At 60.2% G+C, this 17,314-nt stretch carries 18 protein-coding genes; 16 read left to right on the forward strand and 2 right to left on the reverse strand.

Annotation, left to right across the window (positions count from 1 at the left end; all coding sequences use genetic code 11):
- The first annotated feature begins 1 nt into the window (after position 1).
- The 12 genes from plsX (at position 2) to PSEST_RS08295 (ending at position 10,953) form a co-directional block, all read left to right on the forward strand.
- A complete protein-coding gene (gene plsX, locus PSEST_RS08240; RefSeq protein WP_041756556.1) occupies positions 2-1,072 on the forward strand; it encodes a phosphate acyltransferase PlsX in 1,071 nt (356 codons plus the stop codon).
- 63 nt (positions 1,073-1,135) lie between these two features.
- Positions 1,136-2,074, forward strand: coding sequence for an ACP S-malonyltransferase (gene fabD / locus PSEST_RS08245; protein ID WP_015276541.1), 939 nt, complete (start codon positions 1,136-1,138; stop codon positions 2,072-2,074).
- 14 nt (positions 2,075-2,088) lie between these two features.
- Positions 2,089-2,832 (forward strand): 3-oxoacyl-ACP reductase FabG, encoded by a 744-nt coding sequence (gene fabG / locus PSEST_RS08250; RefSeq protein WP_015276542.1) that lies wholly within the window; start codon positions 2,089-2,091, stop codon positions 2,830-2,832.
- Positions 2,833-3,024: 192 nt separating this feature from the next.
- The gene (acpP, locus tag PSEST_RS08255) at positions 3,025-3,261 is read left to right on the forward strand and encodes an acyl carrier protein (protein ID WP_003283670.1); all 237 of its coding nucleotides are present in this window, start codon (positions 3,025-3,027) and stop codon (positions 3,259-3,261) included.
- A gap of 172 nt (positions 3,262-3,433) precedes the next feature.
- The gene (gene fabF / locus PSEST_RS08260; protein ID WP_015276543.1) at positions 3,434-4,678 is read left to right on the forward strand and encodes a beta-ketoacyl-ACP synthase II; all 1,245 of its coding nucleotides are present in this window, start codon (positions 3,434-3,436) and stop codon (positions 4,676-4,678) included.
- A complete protein-coding gene (gene pabC, locus PSEST_RS08265) occupies positions 4,675-5,496 on the forward strand; it encodes an aminodeoxychorismate lyase (RefSeq protein ID WP_015276544.1) in 822 nt (273 codons plus the stop codon). The genes fabF and pabC overlap by 4 nt, the downstream gene beginning before the upstream one ends.
- The gene (gene mltG, locus PSEST_RS08270; protein WP_015276545.1) at positions 5,493-6,563 is read left to right on the forward strand and encodes an endolytic transglycosylase MltG; all 1,071 of its coding nucleotides are present in this window, start codon (positions 5,493-5,495) and stop codon (positions 6,561-6,563) included. The genes pabC and mltG overlap by 4 nt, the downstream gene beginning before the upstream one ends.
- Positions 6,560-7,192, forward strand: coding sequence for a dTMP kinase (tmk, locus tag PSEST_RS08275; protein WP_015276546.1), 633 nt, complete (start codon positions 6,560-6,562; stop codon positions 7,190-7,192). The genes mltG and tmk overlap by 4 nt, the downstream gene beginning before the upstream one ends.
- On the forward strand, positions 7,185-8,171 hold the full coding sequence (locus tag PSEST_RS08280) for a DNA polymerase III subunit delta' (protein WP_015276547.1): 987 nt from the start codon (positions 7,185-7,187) through the stop codon (positions 8,169-8,171). The genes tmk and PSEST_RS08280 overlap by 8 nt, the downstream gene beginning before the upstream one ends.
- Positions 8,172-8,202: 31 nt before the next feature.
- Entirely contained in the window at positions 8,203-8,559 is a 357-nt protein-coding gene (locus PSEST_RS08285) for a PilZ domain-containing protein (RefSeq protein ID WP_003283656.1), read from the forward strand.
- A 103-nt stretch (positions 8,560-8,662) separates the two neighbouring features.
- Positions 8,663-9,448 carry a TatD family hydrolase gene (locus PSEST_RS08290; RefSeq protein WP_015276548.1) on the forward strand — a complete coding sequence of 262 codons (786 nt, stop codon included), beginning with the start codon at positions 8,663-8,665 and terminating at the stop codon, positions 9,446-9,448.
- A gap of 110 nt (positions 9,449-9,558) precedes the next feature.
- A complete protein-coding gene (locus PSEST_RS08295; protein ID WP_015276549.1) occupies positions 9,559-10,953 on the forward strand; it encodes an amino acid permease in 1,395 nt (464 codons plus the stop codon).
- A gap of 220 nt (positions 10,954-11,173) precedes the next feature.
- On the opposite strand, the gene PSEST_RS08300 is transcribed toward PSEST_RS08295, so the two are convergent.
- Positions 11,174-12,307 carry an aminotransferase class V-fold PLP-dependent enzyme gene (locus PSEST_RS08300; RefSeq protein ID WP_015276550.1) on the reverse strand — a complete coding sequence of 378 codons (1,134 nt, stop codon included), beginning with the start codon at positions 12,305-12,307 and terminating at the stop codon, positions 11,174-11,176.
- Between the two features lie 75 nt (positions 12,308-12,382).
- Here PSEST_RS08300 and PSEST_RS08305 point away from each other — a divergent pair, with 75 nt between their 5' ends.
- From PSEST_RS08305 to PSEST_RS08320, 4 genes are all read left to right on the forward strand, one after another.
- Positions 12,383-13,003 carry a TetR/AcrR family transcriptional regulator gene (locus PSEST_RS08305; RefSeq protein ID WP_015276551.1) on the forward strand — a complete coding sequence of 207 codons (621 nt, stop codon included), beginning with the start codon at positions 12,383-12,385 and terminating at the stop codon, positions 13,001-13,003.
- 31 nt (positions 13,004-13,034) lie between these two features.
- A complete protein-coding gene (locus tag PSEST_RS08310; RefSeq protein ID WP_015276552.1) occupies positions 13,035-13,931 on the forward strand; it encodes a radical SAM protein in 897 nt (298 codons plus the stop codon).
- 120 nt (positions 13,932-14,051) lie between these two features.
- A complete protein-coding gene (locus PSEST_RS08315) occupies positions 14,052-14,663 on the forward strand; it encodes a DUF4823 domain-containing protein (RefSeq protein ID WP_015276553.1) in 612 nt (203 codons plus the stop codon).
- A gap of 53 nt (positions 14,664-14,716) precedes the next feature.
- Positions 14,717-15,283, forward strand: coding sequence for a DUF1285 domain-containing protein (locus PSEST_RS08320; RefSeq protein ID WP_015276554.1), 567 nt, complete (start codon positions 14,717-14,719; stop codon positions 15,281-15,283).
- 63 nt (positions 15,284-15,346) lie between these two features.
- On the opposite strand, the gene PSEST_RS08325 is transcribed toward PSEST_RS08320, so the two are convergent.
- On the reverse strand, positions 15,347-17,002 hold the full coding sequence (locus PSEST_RS08325; RefSeq protein ID WP_015276555.1) for an electron transfer flavoprotein-ubiquinone oxidoreductase: 1,656 nt from the start codon (positions 17,000-17,002) through the stop codon (positions 15,347-15,349).
- Positions 17,003-17,314: the final 312 nt, after the last annotated feature.

Below are 17,314 nucleotides of genomic sequence, written 5' to 3' on the forward strand. Positions count from 1 at the left end.
CTTGTCCGCTCCGATCATCGCGATTGATGCAATGGGTGGGGACTTCGGTCCCCACTGCATTGTTCCGGCCAGTCTTTCCTGCCTGGTTGAAAACTCCTCGCTGCATCTGGTCCTCGTCGGCCAAGTCTCTCTACTCGAACAGCTCGTTGCCCAGCATCCAGGGATCGATCGGTCGCGCCTGAAAATCGTCGATGCGCCCGAAACGATCGGCATGGACGAGCGCCCTGCTCAGGCATTGCGCGGCAAGCCTCGTTCATCAATGCGAGTTGCCCTAGAGCAGGTACGCGACGGTAAGGCGAAGGCCTGTGTGAGTGCTGGCAATACCGGGGCGCTTATGGCGCTGGCGCGTCAGATACTGAAGACTCTCCCGGGTATCGACCGGCCGGCGATGGTGACAGCGTTACCCACGCAGGGTAGCCCCTGTCTGTTGCTGGATCTCGGCGCGAACGTCGACTGCCCGGCCGACCAGCTATACCAATTCGCGGTGATGGGGGTGGTCGCAGCCGAGTCGCTGGGGCTGGATCAGCCAAGAGTTGCGCTGCTGAATGTCGGCACCGAAGAAATCAAAGGTACCCAGCAAGTCAAGCAGGCAGCTGTCCTTTTACAGCAGGCGCCGGATATCAACTACCGGGGCTTCATCGAGGGGGATGGGCTTTATCGCGGTGAGGCGGATGTCGTCGTTTGCGACGGCTTCGTCGGCAACGTATTGCTCAAGTCCAGCGAGGGGCTGGCGGGCATGCTGGTCGCCAAGGTTGAGGCGCTTTTTAGGCGGTCACTTGGGGCGCGTATCGTCGGTGCTATGGCGTTGCCGCTTTTACGCCGGCTCCGCGCAGAGCTGAATCCTGCGCAATACAACGGTGCCAGTTTTCTCGGCTTGCAGGGCATCGTCGTCAAGAGTCATGGCGGTGCTGGTGCGGACGGCTTCAAAGCAGCCGTTCGGCGTGCGGCGGAGGACGTCGAGCATGATCTTCCCGGGCAGCTGGCGCGTCGACTGGGGCATTATCTTGGTGGCTCTCGTCCTTCCGTTGCGGGCGATGATGTGACTGCAGCTGATGGCGAGCCATCCAACTGAAATTCGCTGCGCCTGTCACTGGCGTATTCTTCAGACGAACAGAACCACAAGAGAGTCGTTTTCATGTCCGCATCACTTGCTTTCGTCTTTCCCGGTCAAGGGTCTCAGTCCCTTGGCATGCTGGCCGAACTGGGTGCTCAGCAGAGCGTGATCGTCGATACGTTTGCCGAAGCTTCCTCGGCGCTGGGCTATGATCTCTGTGCATTGACCCAGAACGGCCCGGAAGAGCAGCTGAATCAGACCGACAAGACCCAGCCAGCGATTCTGGCGGCTTCGGTTGCAATCTGGCGTCTGTGGCTGGCTGAAGGTGGTGCGCAGCCTGCCTTCGTTGCGGGGCACAGCCTCGGAGAGTATTCAGCGTTGGTGGCCGCCGGCAGTCTTCCGTTCGCCGATGCAGTCAAACTGGTTGAGCTGCGTGGTCAGTTGATGCAGCAGGCCGTACCGGCAGGGCAGGGTGGTATGGCCGCCATTCTCGGGCTGGACGATGCAGATGTGCTGGCGGCGTGTGCCGAGGCGTCGCAGGGTGACGTGGTCAGCGCTGTCAATTTCAACGCTCCCGGCCAAGTCGTGATTGCAGGAAGTGCTGCCGCCGTAGAGCGTGCAATCGAAGCATGTAAGGCGAAAGGCGCCAAGCGTGCAATGGCGCTGCCGGTGAGTGTTCCGTCCCATTGTGATCTGATGCGTCCAGCCGCAGAGCGTTTTGCCGCCTCGGTGGAGGCGATTGCCTGGCAGGCGCCGCAGATTCCGCTGGTGCAGAACGTCAGCGCGGCCGTGGTGGCGGATCTGGATGCGCTCAAGCGCGATCTGCTGGCGCAGCTGTACAGTCCGGTGCGCTGGGTCGAATCGATGGTGGCCCTGGGCGAGCGTGGCGTGACTTCCTTGGTCGAATGTGGTCCCGGCAAGGTCCTTTCGGGCCTTAACAAGCGCTGCGTCAAGGGCATCAATACTTACAATCTCGATACCCCCGAGGCCTTTGCGGCCGCTCGTGCGGCACTGGCTTGAACAAGGAGAATGCTATGAATCTGCAAGGTAAGGTGGCGCTGGTTACAGGTGCGAGTCGCGGTATCGGCCAGGCCATTGCCCTTGAGCTCGGGCGCCAGGGCGCAATCGTGATCGGCACTGCTACCACTTCTTCTGGCGCCGAGCGTATCGCCGAGACTCTTAAGGAAAACGGTATCGAAGGTGCCGGCCTGGTGCTGGACGTCGGCAATGACGAGTCGGTCAGCAGTACTCTGGAACACATTCAGCAGCATCTCGGGCAGCCCGCAATTCTGGTCAACAATGCTGGTATCACCCGCGACAATCTGATGCTGCGCATGAAGGATGACGAGTGGCACGACGTCATTAATACCAATCTGAGTAGCCTGTATCGTCTGTCCAAGGCCGTGCTGCGCGGCATGACCAAGGCCCGCTGGGGGCGAATCATCAATATCGGTTCGGTGGTTGGTGCCATGGGCAACGCCGGACAGGTAAACTACGCGGCAGCCAAGGCCGGTCTGGAGGGTTTCAGTCGTGCATTGGCTCGTGAGGTCGGTTCGCGCGGTATCACGGTGAATTCCGTGGCGCCTGGTTTCATCGATACCGATATGACTCGCGAGTTGCCGGAAGCCCAACGTGATGCGCTCCTGGGGCAGATTCCCCTGGGACGTCTCGGTCAGGCCGAAGAAATTGCCAAGGTCGTTGCGTTTCTCGCTTCGGACGGCGCTGCCTATGTCACCGGGGCTACTGTTCCGGTGAACGGCGGCATGTACATGAGTTGATGTGACACCCGGCGAAGGAGGACAGTCTTAGGGCTGTCTTTAAATTAGCTATAAAACATCAGCTGGTTTATAGACAGATGGTTGAAGGCGGTATCATGCTTGCCTGCTTCCAGCTTGAAATGCGGAAAACGCTTTCTATACACTACCGCGCAAACCAGCTGCCTGATTTTTCCATAGGAGTGAAAACAAGGTATGAGCACCATCGAAGAACGCGTCAAGAAAATCGTTGCCGAGCAACTTGGCGTTAAAGAAGAGGAAGTAACCAACAGCGCTTCCTTCGTCGAAGACCTGGGTGCCGACTCTCTTGACACCGTTGAGCTGGTGATGGCTCTGGAAGAGGAATTCGAGACCGAGATCCCGGACGAGCAGGCTGAGAAGATCACCACCGTTCAGGAAGCCATCGATTACATCAATGCGCACGCGCAGTAAGTTGTAATCCGCTTCGGAAACAGGAAAGCCGCACTGCCTTGATCGAGGTAGTGCGGCTTTTCTTTGAGAGAGATTCATCTGGGTCACGGGGTGCTATCCGGCACTCGATCCAAGGATCGTTCCTGTTACGACGGGAGCCGAGCCGAGCACGTTAGGTATAGGAGTAATCGCTGTGTCGCGTAGACGCGTCGTAGTCACCGGGATGGGCATGCTTTCGCCACTGGGTAACGATGTGCCGAGCAGCTGGCAGGGTATTCTCGCCGGCCGTAGTGGTATCGGCCTGATCGAGCACATGGACCTTTCTGCCTATTCCACTCGTTTTGGCGGGTCGATCAAGGGCTTCGATGTCGAGCAGTATCTGCCGGCTAAGGAAGCACGCAAGCTCGACTTGTTCATTCAGTACGGCCTCGCTGCGAGCTTTCAGGCCGTGCGGGATTCCGGTCTTGAAGTCACTGACGCCAATCGGGAGCGCATCGGCGTCGCGATGGGGTCTGGTATCGGTGGTCTGACCAACATCGAAAACAGCTGCAAGGCGCTGATTGAACAGGGCCCGCGGCGTATTTCGCCCTTCTTCGTGCCGGGTTCCATCATCAACATGGTGTCTGGCTTCCTGTCGATCCACTTGGGATTGCAGGGTCCGAACTATGCGATCGCCACTGCCTGTACCACGGGCACCCACTGCATCGGCATGGCCGCGCGCAATATCGCCTATGGCGAGGCGGATGTGATGGTCGCAGGTGGATCCGAAATGGCTGCCAGCGGGCTCGGTATTGGTGGCTTTGCGGCGGCGCGGGCGTTGTCCACGCGCAACGACGATCCCGCTGCGGCCAGTCGTCCGTGGGATAAGGAGCGTGATGGCTTCGTTCTGTCCGACGGTGCCGGTGCCCTGGTGCTCGAGGAGCTGGAGCATGCCAAGGCCCGTGGCGCGCATATCTATGCGGAGCTGATTGGTTTTGGCATGAGTGCCGACGCCTTCCACATGACGTCGCCACCCGACGATGGCGCCGGTGCGGCGCGCTGCATCCGTAACGCGCTGAAGGACGCTCAGCTTAATGTCGAGCAGGTGCAGTACATCAACGCGCATGGGACCTCCACGCCGGCAGGCGACAAGGCCGAGGCTGCTGCGATCCGCAGTGTGTTTGGCGATCATGCCTATGAGCTGTCAGTGAGTTCGACCAAGTCCATGGTCGGCCACCTGCTCGGTGCCGCCGGTGCTGTCGAGGCGATCTTCAGCGTTCTGGCCATTCGTGATCAAGTCGCACCGCCGACCATCAATCTGCATGAGCCTGACGAAGGCTGCGATCTCGACTTCGTACCGCACCAGGCCAAGCCGAGGCCGATCGACGTCGCGGTGTCCAACTCCTTCGGCTTCGGTGGAACCAACGGTTCGCTGGTATTCCGCCGGTTTGCCGAGTGACATCGAGCTGGCTGAACGGGCAACCCTGTATAGGGCTGCCCGTTCATGATCGCGGCCTGGCCTATGGAGATGGGCTATTCGAGACGATACGGGTCGCAGATAGTCAGGCTCCGCTGCTCGATCGCCATCTGCAGCGATTGCGCGATGGCTGTCAGCGCCTTGCTATCCCAATTGATACCGATGAGCTGCGCAACGAGTTGGCGCGGTTCTTCCCAGTCCTGGGGCGGGGTGTTGCCAAGCTCATCGTCACACGCGGCACCGGGCAGCGCGGTTATGCCCCGCCCGAGCCCTGTCAGCCGCAACGGCTGCTTTTAGGCTCGCCTCTTCCCGCCTACCCGCCACAGAACGCCCTCGCCGGGATCCGGCTTTTTCCTTGTGAGACACGTCTGGCCGAGCAGCCACGGCTCGCCGGCATCAAGCATTTGAATCGGCTGGAGCAGGTGTTGGCGCGTGCCGAATGGCACGATCCCGCCTACGCCGAGGGGTTGATGCGCGATATGTCTGGCAGGGTGGTGGAGGGCGTCTTCAGCAATTTGTTCATGGTTGTCGACGGTGAACTGCGCACCGCGTCGCTGGTACGGTGCGGAGTTGCGGGTGTCATGCGAGCGGAGATCATGGCCCGTGCATCGCAGCATGGGCGCACCGTGGTCGAGAGCGACATCAGCTATGCCGAACTGCTACAGGCTGACGAAGTGTTCCTTTGCAACAGCCTCTACGGTATCTGGCCTGTCACAGCTTTGGCCGAACGTGTCTGGCCGGTCGGTCCGCTGACCCGTAAACTGCAGGCCGTTGTTGCCGACCTGTTGAGTGATCCGTGATCCGTAAAATTCTCATTCTGCTGCTGGCCGTAGTGCTGTTAGCGGCAATCTCGCTCGGATTGTTCGCCTGGAAGCAGCATGCTGCGCTCGAGCAATCGCTGGTCGTGACAGACGAGGCCCTGCTGCTCGATGTGCGTCCGGGCGATACGCCCAGCGGCGTTTTTCAGCGCCTGGAAGCGGAAGGTGTGTTGGATGACGCGTTCTGGTTGCGGCTGTACTGGCGGCTGAACCTGTCCGGGCAGAGCCTGCACAGCGGTGAGTACCGTCTGACTCCGGGCATGACCGCGCGCGACATGATCGGATTATGGAAGCGTGGCGAAGTCGTGCAATACAGCCTGACGCTCGTCGAAGGCTGGAATTTCCGCCAGCTCCGCAGCGCCCTCCTGAATCAGCCCAAGCTGCAGCAGACCCTGGACGGGCTTTCTGATGCCGAGATCATGGCGCGCATCGGCGCACCGGATGTGCATCCGGAAGGGCGGTTCTTCCCCGACACCTATCGATTCACCCGCGGCACGTCCGATGTAGATCTGCTGCGGCGTGCCTATGCGCGTCTGGAGCAGGTGCTCGAAGAAGAGTGGCAGCAGCGCGCCGAAGGCTTGCCGTATCAGGACGCATATCAGGCGCTGATCATGGCTTCGATCATCGAGAAGGAAACCGGTGTACCGGAAGAGCGGGGCGAGATCGCAGGTGTCTTCGTGCGCAGGTTGGCACGGGGCATGTTGCTGCAGACTGATCCGACCGTGATCTATGGTATGGGCGATGGCTACAAGGGACGGATCACTCGCACCGATCTGCGCACGCCGACGCCCTACAATACCTACACCAATGCCGGCCTGCCGCCGACCCCGATCGCCATGGTTGGGCGCGAGGCGATTCATGCCGCGCTGCATCCGGCAGACGGTACCAGTCTCTATTTCGTTGCTCGCGGTGATGGCAGCCATGTCTTCAGCGATACGCTCGATCAGCACAACCGGGCGGTGCGCGAGTACCAGCTCAAGCGGCGTGCAGACTATCGTTCCAGTCCGCCGCCGCGGCAGGCGCCGGTCAACAGCGAGAGCGCGCAATGAACGGACTCTTTGTCACACTCGAAGGCCCCGAAGGGGCCGGTAAGAGCACCAATCGTGAATACCTCGCCGAGCACCTGCGAGCGCTCGGCGTGGATGTCGTGCTGACCCGCGAGCCCGGTGGCACGCCGTTAGCCGAGCGTATTCGTGAGTTGCTGTTGACCCCTGCCGACGAACCGATGGCGGTGGATACCGAGCTGCTGCTGGTGTTTGCGGCGCGGGCTCAGCATCTGGCACAGGTCATCCGGCCAGCGCTCCAGCGGGGGGCGGTGGTGCTCTGTGATCGCTTCACCGATGCCACTTACGCGTACCAGGGCGGCGGACGCGGACTTTCGGTCGAGCGGATTGCGCAACTGGAGACCTTCGTACAAGGGGATCTGCGTCCTGACCTGACGTTGATCTTCGATCTGCCGATCGAGGTGGGGCTGGCTCGAGCGGCTGCCCGGGGGCGCCTGGATCGCTTCGAGCAGGAAGGCATGCGCTTTTTCGAGGCGGTACGACATGCCTACCTGGATCGCGCCGAGGCCACACCGGCACGCTATCGGATCATCGATGCCGGGCAATCGCTTACCGCAGTGCAGCGTGATGTCGAGGCGCTGATTCCAGAGCTGATGGAGCGCCTTGATGGCTGACGTTCTTCCCTGGCAGGCCGAGCTCTGGCGACAGCTGGCAGGGCGCTCGCAGCATGCCCATGCCTACCTGCTGCATGGTCCTGGCGGCATCGGCAAAAGGCTGCTGGCCGAGCAGCTGATGGCGCTGCTGCTTTGCCAACGCCCGGTGAATGGCATGGCTTGTGGCGTGTGCAAGGCTTGCCAGTTGTTGGCGGCACAGACTCATCCAGATCACTACATTCTCGAGCCGGAGGAGGTCGACAAGGCCATTCGCGTCGATCAGGTGCGTGATCTGGTCGGCTTCGTCACTCAGACGGCGCAGCTGGGCGGGCGCAAGGTGATATTGCTGGAGCCGGCCGAGGCGATGAACCTCAACGCGGCCAACGCATTGCTCAAGAGCCTTGAGGAGCCGTCTGGCGATACGGTGCTGCTACTCATCAGCCATCAGCCAAGCCGCTTGCTACCGACCATCAAGAGTCGCTGTGTGCAGCAGGCCTGCCCGCTGCCTGGGCGGCAGCAGAGCCTCGATTGGCTGGCAGGGCAACTGCCTGAACTGGCTCCGGAGCTGCGTGAACAGTTGCTGACGCTGGCGGCGGGGTCGCCTCTGGCAGCGCTGAAGCTGCATGAGCAGAAAGTGCTGGACCTGCGCGCCCAGGTCGTCGAAGGGGTGAAGAAGCTGCTCAAGCAGCAACAGTCGCCCAGTCAGCTCGCCGAGGGCTGGAACGCGTTGCCGCTAATTCTGCTCTTTGACTGGTTTTGTGAGTGGGCGCATCTGATTCTGCGTTACCAGATGGCCGGTGATGAAGCGGAGCTCGGTGCTGCCGATATGCAAAAGGTATTGCAGTACCTGGCGCAGAAGTCGCCGCAGCATAAAGTCATGGCGTTGCAGGACTGGCTGCTCGAACATCGGCAGAAAGTGCTAGGCAAAGCCAACCTCAACCGTGTGTTGCTTCTCGAAGCGCTGCTGGTGCAGTGGGCAACGCTGCCCGGCGCGGGCTAGAATCGACCGGAATTTTCGTTAGGAACACCGCATGAGCCTGCCAGCAAATCTTGGTCCGCGTAATGGCATCCTGTCCCTGACCATCAAGGACAAATCGGTGCTCTATGCCGCGTTCATGCCTTTCATCAAGCATGGCGGTCTGTTCATTCCGACCAACAAGAGCTACAAGCTTGGCGACGAAGTGTTCATGCTGCTCAACCTGATGGACGAGCCGGAAAAGATTCCCGTAGCCGGAAAGGTGGTCTGGATCACCCCCAAGGGTGCCCAGGGCAGTCGCGCCGCGGGAATTGGCGTGCAGTTCAACGAGGGCGACAGTACCGCCCGCAACAAGATCGAAACCTATCTGGCCGGTGCCCTCAAGTCGGATCGCCCGACCCACACCATGTAACGCAAGCGTCCTGTGCGGCCAGGCAGGCCCACTGTCCTTCCCTGAATACCGGTCATTTGCTCTACAATCGCTCCTTTTTTCGCGATAGCAAGTAGTGCTTTTCATGCTGGTAGATTCCCACTGTCACCTCGACCGCCTTGACCTCACTGCCCACGGCGGCTCACTGGACGCCGCGCTGGACGCTGCACGATCGCGTGGTGTCGGGCATTTCCTCTGCATAGGTGTCAGCGCCGATAACGCAGCGGCGGTCAAAGCGTTGGCCGAGCGCTATGCGGATGTGGACTGCTCGATCGGCGTGCATCCTCTGGATCTCGAGCCGACGAGCCAGCCGGTGCTGGACTGGTTGCTTGGCGAGCTGCAGCACCCGCATGTGGTTGCGATCGGCGAGACAGGGCTGGATTACCACTACGAGCCGGAAGCTGCGCAGATGCAGCAGCAGTCGTTTCGCCTGCACCTTGAAGCCGCCAGGCTGACAGGTAAGCCGGTGATCGTGCACACCCGGGCGGCCCGCGCCGATACGCTGGATCTGCTACGTGAAGCGGCGCTGCCGCAAGCTGGTGTGCTGCATTGTTTCACCGAGGACTGGGACATGGCCAAGGCGGCACTTGATCTCGGTTTCTATATCTCCCTGTCCGGGATCGTTACGTTCCGCAACGCCGATGCGCTGCGCGATGTAGCCCGCAAGGTCCCGGCAGATCGCTTGCTGGTCGAAACCGATGCGCCTTATCTGGCGCCGATTCCCCACCGTGGCAAAGCCAACCTGCCGCAGTACGTGCGTGAGGTTGCCGAGTTCCTCGCGCAGCTGCGTGGTGTCCCGTTCGAAGTGCTGGCTGAGCAGACCACTGCCAACTTCAAGACGTTGTTCCCGCTGGCCAGAGTGACTGGCTGACGTTGCCCCGCGGAAAGTTGATGCTTGCCGAGCAAGCCTGATGCGCTGCCTTGTTTCTTGCCTGCATGGGCGGCGGCGCTTTTCTTGCCTGAATATCCACAAGGTGGTGTATGACCGCTGAAACGCTGCACACCGGATCGCTCCAGCGCGGTCTGAAGAATCGCCACATCCAATTGATCGCTCTGGGCGGTGCGATTGGCACTGGGCTATTCCTAGGCTCGGCCGGGGTTCTGAGAAGTGCCGGCCCGTCAATGATCCTAGGCTACGCGATTGGTGGCTTCATTGCTTTTCTGATCATGCGTCAGCTCGGCGAAATGATCGTCGAGGAGCCTGTTGCAGGCTCCTTCAGCCATTTCGCACACAAGTATGGCGGTGGCTATGCAGGGTTTCTTTCCGGCTGGAACTATTGGGTGCTCTATGTCCTGGTAGGTATGGCCGAGCTCACGGCGGTCGGCAAGTACGTACAGTTCTGGTGGCCCGAGGTTCCGACCTGGGCTACAGCCGCAGCGTTCTTCGTGCTGATCAACTTGATCAACCTCAGTAACGTCAAGGCCTTCGGCGAAACCGAGTTCTGGTTTGCCATCGTCAAGGTCGCCGCGATCGTCGGCATGATCCTGCTCGGGCTTTTCCTGCTGGTCAGCGGTAAGGGCGGCGAGCAGGCGAGCATCAGCAATCTGTGGAGCCACGGTGGGTTTTTTCCTAACGGCTTCAGCGGGATGCTGCTGGCTTTGGCGATCATCATGTTTTCCTTTGGTGGGCTGGAGCTGGTGGGTATCACCGCGGCGGAAGCGGCTGAGCCGAAAACCGTGATTCCCAAGGCAATCAATCAGGTCGTCTATCGCATCCTGATTTTCTATATAGGTGCGCTGACCGTTCTGCTGGCACTTTATCCCTGGGATGCGTTGCTGCTGACGCTGGGTGCCGCGGGCGACCCCTACAGCGGCAGCCCCTTCGTGCAGATCTTTTCGCTGATCGGCAGCGACACTGCTGCGCACCTGCTGAATTTCGTCGTGCTCACTGCGGCGCTATCGGTCTACAACAGCGGTGTGTATTGCAACAGCCGGATGCTGTACGGCCTGGCTGAACAAGGCGATGCGCCGCGCAGCCTCATGAAAATAAACTCTCGCGGCGTGCCGGTCCTCGCGGTAGGGGTATCCGCATTGGTGACGCTGCTTTGCGTGGCAGTGAACTACCTGTTTCCGCAGGGCGCGCTTGAGTTGCTCATGTCTCTTGCGGTGGCTGCGTTGGTGATCAACTGGGCGATGATCAGTCTTGCGCATCTCAAGTTTCGACGTGCCATGCAGCAGCAAGGGGTCGAGCCAAGCTTCAAGGCGTTCTGGTTTCCACTGAGCAACTACCTGTGCCTGGCCTTCGTTGCCGGCATATTGATCATCATGCTGTGGTTGCCAGGGATTCGCATGTCGGTATTCGCCATTCCCGTCTGGGTTGGCTTTCTCTGGCTGTGCTATCGGCTGCGGGCTCGTTTGCTGGCGAGGGCGGTATAGCGTTCACGGTAAGCCAGGGCAAAAAAAACCCGGATTCCAGAGAAGCCGGGTCAAGACCATTAGGAGTATGAAATCGCAATCCTAGCGACCTCATCTGGCTGGGCAGTGGGGGGATTGCCCGGCCAGTTACTCAAGTATTAGCGCTGCATCTGCGCTCTGCAGGCGGATTTGTGCGGTTTTTAAACGCATTTGGAATACATGTCTTGCCGGTTGATCGCGGTCAGTGCGCAGCCAGCTTTCGTAACAGGGCGAGCGTTTCGTCGATTACCCGCGCTGGTGTGTAGAAATGTGGAGAGAGGCGGATGCCGCCGCCGCGTAACGCACACACGACTTGCTCCGCCTTGAGGTGTTCGAACAGTTCAGCATTCGTCCAGTCAGCGAGTCGGAACGTGATAATGCCTGAGCGGCGTTCCGTCTGGCGCGGTGACAGGATGTCGATTCCGTTCAGGCCGTGGAGTCCCTGGGCGAGCCATTCGATTCGCTCGTCCAGCAACTTGGCGACTTGCTCCATGCCCACTTCCTCGAGCAGCGAAAGACTGGCTTCGAGTGCCATTGCCCCCAACAGGTTGGGGCTGCCGCACTCGAAGCGTCTGGCGCTGCGTGCGGGCTCCCAGTCGGTGCGGTCGTAGTCGCCGGCGTGTTCCAGCATGTGCCAGCCGTATTCGTGCAGCTTCAGCCGTTCGCGTAGGTCGCTGCGGCAATAGAAAACGCCGAGCCCTTCCGGGCCGAGCATCCATTTATGGCCGTCAGCCATGGCAAAGGCGCAGCGGTTCTGCTGCACATCGAAGGGCAGGGCGCCCAGCTGCTGGATCGCATCGATACACAAGAGCACGCCGCGGTGCTCGCAGCCTTCACCCAGACGGACCAGATCCAGACGCATGCCGCTGGCGTATTGAACGGCGCTGATCGCCATCAGGCGTACCCGTGGGCCGCAGGCCGCCAGCAGATCGCCTTCAGGGTCGGTGCCCTTGAGGTTGACCTGAACCACCTCGACACCGTAACGCTGCAGCGCTTCCCAGACGACGCGGTTGGACGGAAATTCCTCATCGCTGATGACGATCTGGTCACCGCTTTTCCAATCCAGCCCGAATGCAACGAACGACAGTGCTTCGGAGGTGTTTTTCACCAGCGCCACGTCGGCGCTGCTTGGGGCATTCAGCAATCGTGTCAGGCGCTGACGCAGGCTTCGTTCTACTGTCAGCCAAGTTGGATAGTCGCGCGCACCGAGGGTCGCGTTCTGTTCGGCAAAAGCGCTGACGGCGCGCGCTGCTCGCAGCGGCCAGGGTGCGACGGCGGCATGGTTCAGATATCGCAAACCGACTATTTGCGGAAATTCGTCATTTATTTGAATCATTTTTGGATGCCCCGTGCATTTCATGACCGGTTAGGCATAATGGCTGCCTCGACTCAACCTTCAAGCAGCCTTCCTATGCAGAATGAACCTCGTAAGGTCCGCGAATTTCGCCGCCGCGAACAGGAAATCCTCGATACAGCGTTGCAGCTTTTTCTCGAGCAAGGAGAGGATAGCGTTACCGTCGAGATGATTGCCGATGCGGTCGGTATCGGCAAAGGCACCATCTACAAGCACTTCAAGTCCAAGGCCGAGATCTACCTGCGGCTGATGCTCGACTACGAGCGCGACCTGAACCAGATCCTTCACTCGCCTGATCTGGACCACGACAAGGAAGCGCTTTCGCGCGCGTACTTCGAATTCCGCATGCGCGATCCGCAGCGCTATCGCCTGTTCGACCGCCTCGAAGAAAAAGTGGTCAAGGGCAATCAGGTGCCGGAGATGGTCGAGCAGCTGCACAGCATTCGTGCCTCCAACTTCGAGCACCTGACCCAGCTGATCAAAGGCCGCATCGCTGAAGGCAAGCTCGAAGACGTGCCACCGTACTTTCACTATTGCGCCGCCTGGGCGCTGGTGCACGGCGCCGTCGCGCTGTACCACTCGCCGTTCTGGAGCAACGTGCTGGAAGATCAGGACGGCTTCTTCCAGTTCCTGATGGACATCGGCGTGCGCATGGGCAACAAGCGCAAGCGTGACTGAAACGCAGGCCGATCGAACGGACGTGGTAACCATGAACGCGAGCGAGTTTCCCATCCGCTACATAGAGCCGGTATTTCGGCCGCCCAGCGAAGCGCATTCGCTGATCCTGCCGGTGACCAATGGTTGCTCCTGGAACAGCTGCACCTTCTGCGAGATGTACACCGCGCCGCAGAAGAAATTCCGCGCTCGCGATGAAGCCGAAGTGCTCGACGAAATCCGTCGCTGTGGTGAGCAGCTGATTGCGCAGCGCGTGTTTCTCGCCGATGGCGATGCTTTGGTGCTGCCGACCCGCCGACTTTTGAAGATCCTCGAGCAGATTCGCGAGTGCCTGCCGGAGGTGCAACGCGTCTCCAGTTATTGCCTGCCACGCAACCTGCGCAAGAAGTCGGTGGAGGAGTTGCGCGAGCTGGCGGATGCCGGTCTCGGCATGGCCTATGTTGGCGCCGAGTCTGGCGACGATGAGGTGTTGGCGCTCGTCAACAAGGGTGAGACCTACGATTCGACTCTCAGCGCGCTGGATAAGCTCGGGCAGGCTGGCATCGCGCGCTCGGTGATGATTCTCAACGGGCTCGGCGGTCGGCGTCTGAGTCGCCAGCATGCACGTAACTCGGCGCGCCTGATGAATGCCGCGCAGCCGGAGTTTCTGTCGACGTTGGTGGTCAGCTTTCCGCAAGGTGAAGATCGCTTCCGGCAGACTTTTGAGGATTTTGAATCGCTGCCGCCGGATGAGCTGCTTCGTGAGCTGGAATGGTTCTTGGACGATCTCGAACTGAGCGATACGGTTTTTCGCAGCGACCATGCATCCAACTATCTGGTGCTCAAGGGTGTGCTGGGGGCTGACAAGCCGGGTTTGCTGCGCCGCGTGCGTGAGGCTATCGAGGATCCACGTAACGCTCCGCTGCGCCAAGAATGGCAGCGCGGGCTCTGACCGAATGCGCGTCGCCTCCTTTCGAGAGCCGGAGTTCGGGCGGAAGCGTTACCTGGCGTGGATGCTGCATTGCCAGTCGAATCGCCGGTTTTTCGTCGCCGGCACCTGGAGGTGAGATCCATGCGTTTTCTGTTTGGAATGTCAGGCCTGCTGGCGGCACTCGCACTCGCGGGCTGCATGAAGGTCAGCGACATGGCCGAGGGCACCCGCTATCACCTGCGCGACGCCGGCATTCTCGATCATAGCGAGACACGTCGTTCCAGCTCCTGGCGGCTGCAACCTGATTCTTTCATCTATATCGCCCAGGGCCATTTCGTGCCGCCAGGGGACGTCTATCCAAGGCCGAACGTCGTGGCGGAAGAAGCTTTCAACGGCTTCGTCGAGTACTTCCCGATGGTCCGGCGGGCGCGTGAGCCCGCGGGTCTGGAGGAGGCTATGGCGCAGGCTGCGGCGGCTGGCGCCCATTACTTGCTGTACCTGCGTTTTGCTGCGGCCGATGACCGTATCGGTAGCTTTGATGAGCTGAACGATCAACGCGCACTGGACCGGCTTGGCGTCGACAGTGGGGTGATACAGCTGATGCTGGTGGAAACCGGTACGCGTTACCTGGTCGATACGGCCCGTATCCGCAACCGCGGCGGGGTCTTGGGTATTTACGATGCCAGGCCCGAGCATCTGCTGCGTCCGCCCTTGCAGGACTATGCTCGTCGCCTGTTGGGCCTGTCGCGCTGAATGATGTGGCAGTATCGGGCAGACGAGTTCAAGTACCCTCCGAGGAGAACCGAATGACCGATACAGGCAAGGCCGGCGATCTACTGGCGCAGCTTTCGGCTGGCGAGAAGAAGGGGCTGCCCCCGGTACATCTATGGAACCCGCCGTTCTGCGGCGATCTGGACATGCGTATCGCGCGCGACGGCACCTGGTACTACCAGGGCACCCCGATCGGGCGGCCAGCGATGGTGCGTCTGTTTTCCACCGTTATACGGCGCGACGGTGAAGACTACTTCCTCGTGACTCCGGTGGAGAAGGTTGGCATTCAGGTCGAGGACGCCCCGTTCATTGCGGTCCGCCTGGAAGTGAGCGGGCAGGGCCGCGAACAGCGCCTGCGCTTCATTACCAACGTCGACGATGAGGTCGAGGCAGGCGAAGAGCATCCGTTGCGTGTGGTCACTGATCCGCAGACCCAGGAGCCAGCGCCTTACGTCCATGTGCGCGCCAATCTCGAGGCATTGATTCACCGCAATGTGTTCTATGAGCTTGTGGAGCTGGCGGTGCCTGGCGAGGTTGATGGCCAGAGTTGGCTCGGTGTCTGGAGTGGTGGCGTGTTCTTTCCCATCGGCCGTGCCGAATAGCGATCAATGCAGGTCGGTTTCAGCGGCGATAAAAAAGGCTCCCGAGGGAGCCTTTTTTGTTGCTTACATGTTGGGGTAATTTGGCCCGCCAGTACCTTCTGGCGCCACCCAGGTGATGTTCTGCGCCGGGTCCTTGATGTCGCAGGTCTTGCAGTGCACACAGTTCTGCGCGTTGATCTGGAAGCGCTTGCTGCCGTCGTCGTTGCTGACCACCTCGTAGACGCCAGCCGGGCAGTACCGCTGTGCCGGCTCGTCGTACATCGGCAGGTTCTTCTCGATCGGAATGCTCGGATCGGTCAGCTTCAGGTGAACCGGCTGCTCTTCCTCATGGTTGGTGTTGGAGAGGAATACCGAGGAGAGCTTGTCGAAACTCAGCTTGCCGTCCGGCTTGGGGTAATCGATCTTCTTCGACTCTGCTGCCGTTTTGAGGCAGGCATAGTCCGGCTTGGTGTCGTGCAGCGTGAAGGGAATCTTGCCGCCGAAGATGTTCTGATCGATGAAGTTGAACGCGCCACCCTTGATTGCGCCCCACTTGTGGATCGCGGCGCCGAAGTTGCGGCTCTTGTACAGTTCGTCGTACAGCCAGCTGTTCTTGAACCCTTCTTCGTACGCGGTCAGCTCGTCACCACCTTCGCGTCCGGCCAGCAATGCATCGGCAGCGGCTTCGGCAGCCAGCATGCCGGACTTCATCGCCGTATGGCTGCCCTTGATCTTGGCGAAGTTCAGAGTGCCGGCATCGCAGCCGATCAGCGCACCGCCGTTGAAGACCATCTTCGGCAGGCAGTTGATGCCGCCCTTGGCGATCGCGCGTGCGCCATAAGAAACGCGCTTGCCGCCTTCCAAGTACTGCTTGATCACCGGATGGTGCTTGTAACGCTGGAACTCGTCGAACGGTGACAGATACGGGTTGCTGTACGACAGGTCGACGATCAGGCCGACGACCACCTGGTTGTTTTCCAGGTGATAAAGGAATGAGCCGCCAGTGTTATCGTCGTTCAGCGGCCAGCCCGCGGTGTGTACCACTAGGCCCTGCTCGTGCTTGGCGGGGTCAATGTCCCACAGTTCCTTGATACCGATGGCGTAGTGCTGCGGGTCGACGTTGGCGTTGAGCTGGAAGCGGTTGATCAACTGCTTGCCGATGTGGCCACGGCAGCCTTCGGCGAACAGCGTGTACTTGGCGCGTAGCTCCATGCCTGGGGTGTACATGCCTTCCTTCGGATTGCCTTCGCGATCGACACCAAGGTCCCCGGTGACGATGCCACGAACGATACCGTTTTCGTCGATCAGCGCTTCCTGAGCAGCGAAGCCTGGGTAGATCTCGACACCCAGGTTCTCCGCCTGCTGGGCCAGCCAGCGGCACAGGTTGCCGAGGGAAATGATGTAGTTGCCTTCGTTGTGCATGGTCTTAGGGACCAATGCGTTGGGCAATTTGCTGGCGGCTTCGGCGGTCTTGAGCAGGTAGATGTCGTCACGCTTGACCGGCGTGTTGAGCGGGGCGCCAAGTTCCTTCCAGTCGGGGAACAGTTCATTCAGCGCGCGCGGCTCGAAGACTGCGCCGGATAGAATGTGGGCGCCTACTTCGGAGCCTTTCTCAACGACGCATACACTGATTTCCTGACCAGCGTCGGCGGCTCGCTGCTTCAATCGGCAGGCTGCGGATAGGCCTGCAGGGCCGGCGCCGACGATGACAACGTCGAATTCCATGTATTCGCGTTCCATTGGGCTTTCTCCTACTCAGGGCTTGGTTGTTATATAAGTGGTGGAGGGCTGTGATCGGTCCCTGACCGAGCCGGGCCGGCGCATTATATATAGACGCTCGAATCGGTCCAATACAAACGTTTGTTTGAATTTTCTGGAAGCCTGTTAGAATCGCCCGAACCGCGACGTTATGACGGGTCATATGCGTTGTTGACCCCGTCCGCAGCCAGCGGTCAAGATACGGACGGTTTGCACTCGCCGAACAGGGCAGCGGCTTTCAAAACCCAAGCCACGAGCAAGGCTCGGTTCGCCTCGGCGGAATTCTATTCACCG

It is taken from the genome of Stutzerimonas stutzeri RCH2 (assembly GCF_000327065.1).
Taxonomy (GTDB): domain Bacteria; phylum Pseudomonadota; class Gammaproteobacteria; order Pseudomonadales; family Pseudomonadaceae; genus Stutzerimonas; species Stutzerimonas stutzeri_AE.

Coding starts and splice junctions, on each gene's coding strand:
- fabD (WP_015276541.1), top strand. CDS start 1,136: ATGTCCGCATCACTTGCTTTCGTCTTTCCCGGTCAAGGGTCTCAGTCC.
- fabG (WP_015276542.1), top strand. CDS start 2,089: ATGAATCTGCAAGGTAAGGTGGCGCTGGTTACAGGTGCGAGTCGCGGT.
- acpP (WP_003283670.1), top strand. CDS start 3,025: ATGAGCACCATCGAAGAACGCGTCAAGAAAATCGTTGCCGAGCAACTT.
- tmk (WP_015276546.1), top strand. CDS start 6,560: ATGAACGGACTCTTTGTCACACTCGAAGGCCCCGAAGGGGCCGGTAAG.
- PSEST_RS08280 (WP_015276547.1), top strand. CDS start 7,185: ATGGCTGACGTTCTTCCCTGGCAGGCCGAGCTCTGGCGACAGCTGGCA.
- PSEST_RS08285 (WP_003283656.1), top strand. CDS start 8,203: ATGAGCCTGCCAGCAAATCTTGGTCCGCGTAATGGCATCCTGTCCCTG.
- PSEST_RS08290 (WP_015276548.1), top strand. CDS start 8,663: ATGCTGGTAGATTCCCACTGTCACCTCGACCGCCTTGACCTCACTGCC.
- PSEST_RS08295 (WP_015276549.1), top strand. CDS start 9,559: ATGACCGCTGAAACGCTGCACACCGGATCGCTCCAGCGCGGTCTGAAG.
- PSEST_RS08300 (WP_015276550.1), bottom strand. CDS start 12,307: ATGATTCAAATAAATGACGAATTTCCGCAAATAGTCGGTTTGCGATAT.
- PSEST_RS08305 (WP_015276551.1), top strand. CDS start 12,383: ATGCAGAATGAACCTCGTAAGGTCCGCGAATTTCGCCGCCGCGAACAG.
- PSEST_RS08310 (WP_015276552.1), top strand. CDS start 13,035: ATGAACGCGAGCGAGTTTCCCATCCGCTACATAGAGCCGGTATTTCGG.
- PSEST_RS08315 (WP_015276553.1), top strand. CDS start 14,052: ATGCGTTTTCTGTTTGGAATGTCAGGCCTGCTGGCGGCACTCGCACTC.
- PSEST_RS08320 (WP_015276554.1), top strand. CDS start 14,717: ATGACCGATACAGGCAAGGCCGGCGATCTACTGGCGCAGCTTTCGGCT.
- PSEST_RS08325 (WP_015276555.1), bottom strand. CDS start 17,002: ATGGAACGCGAATACATGGAATTCGACGTTGTCATCGTCGGCGCCGGC.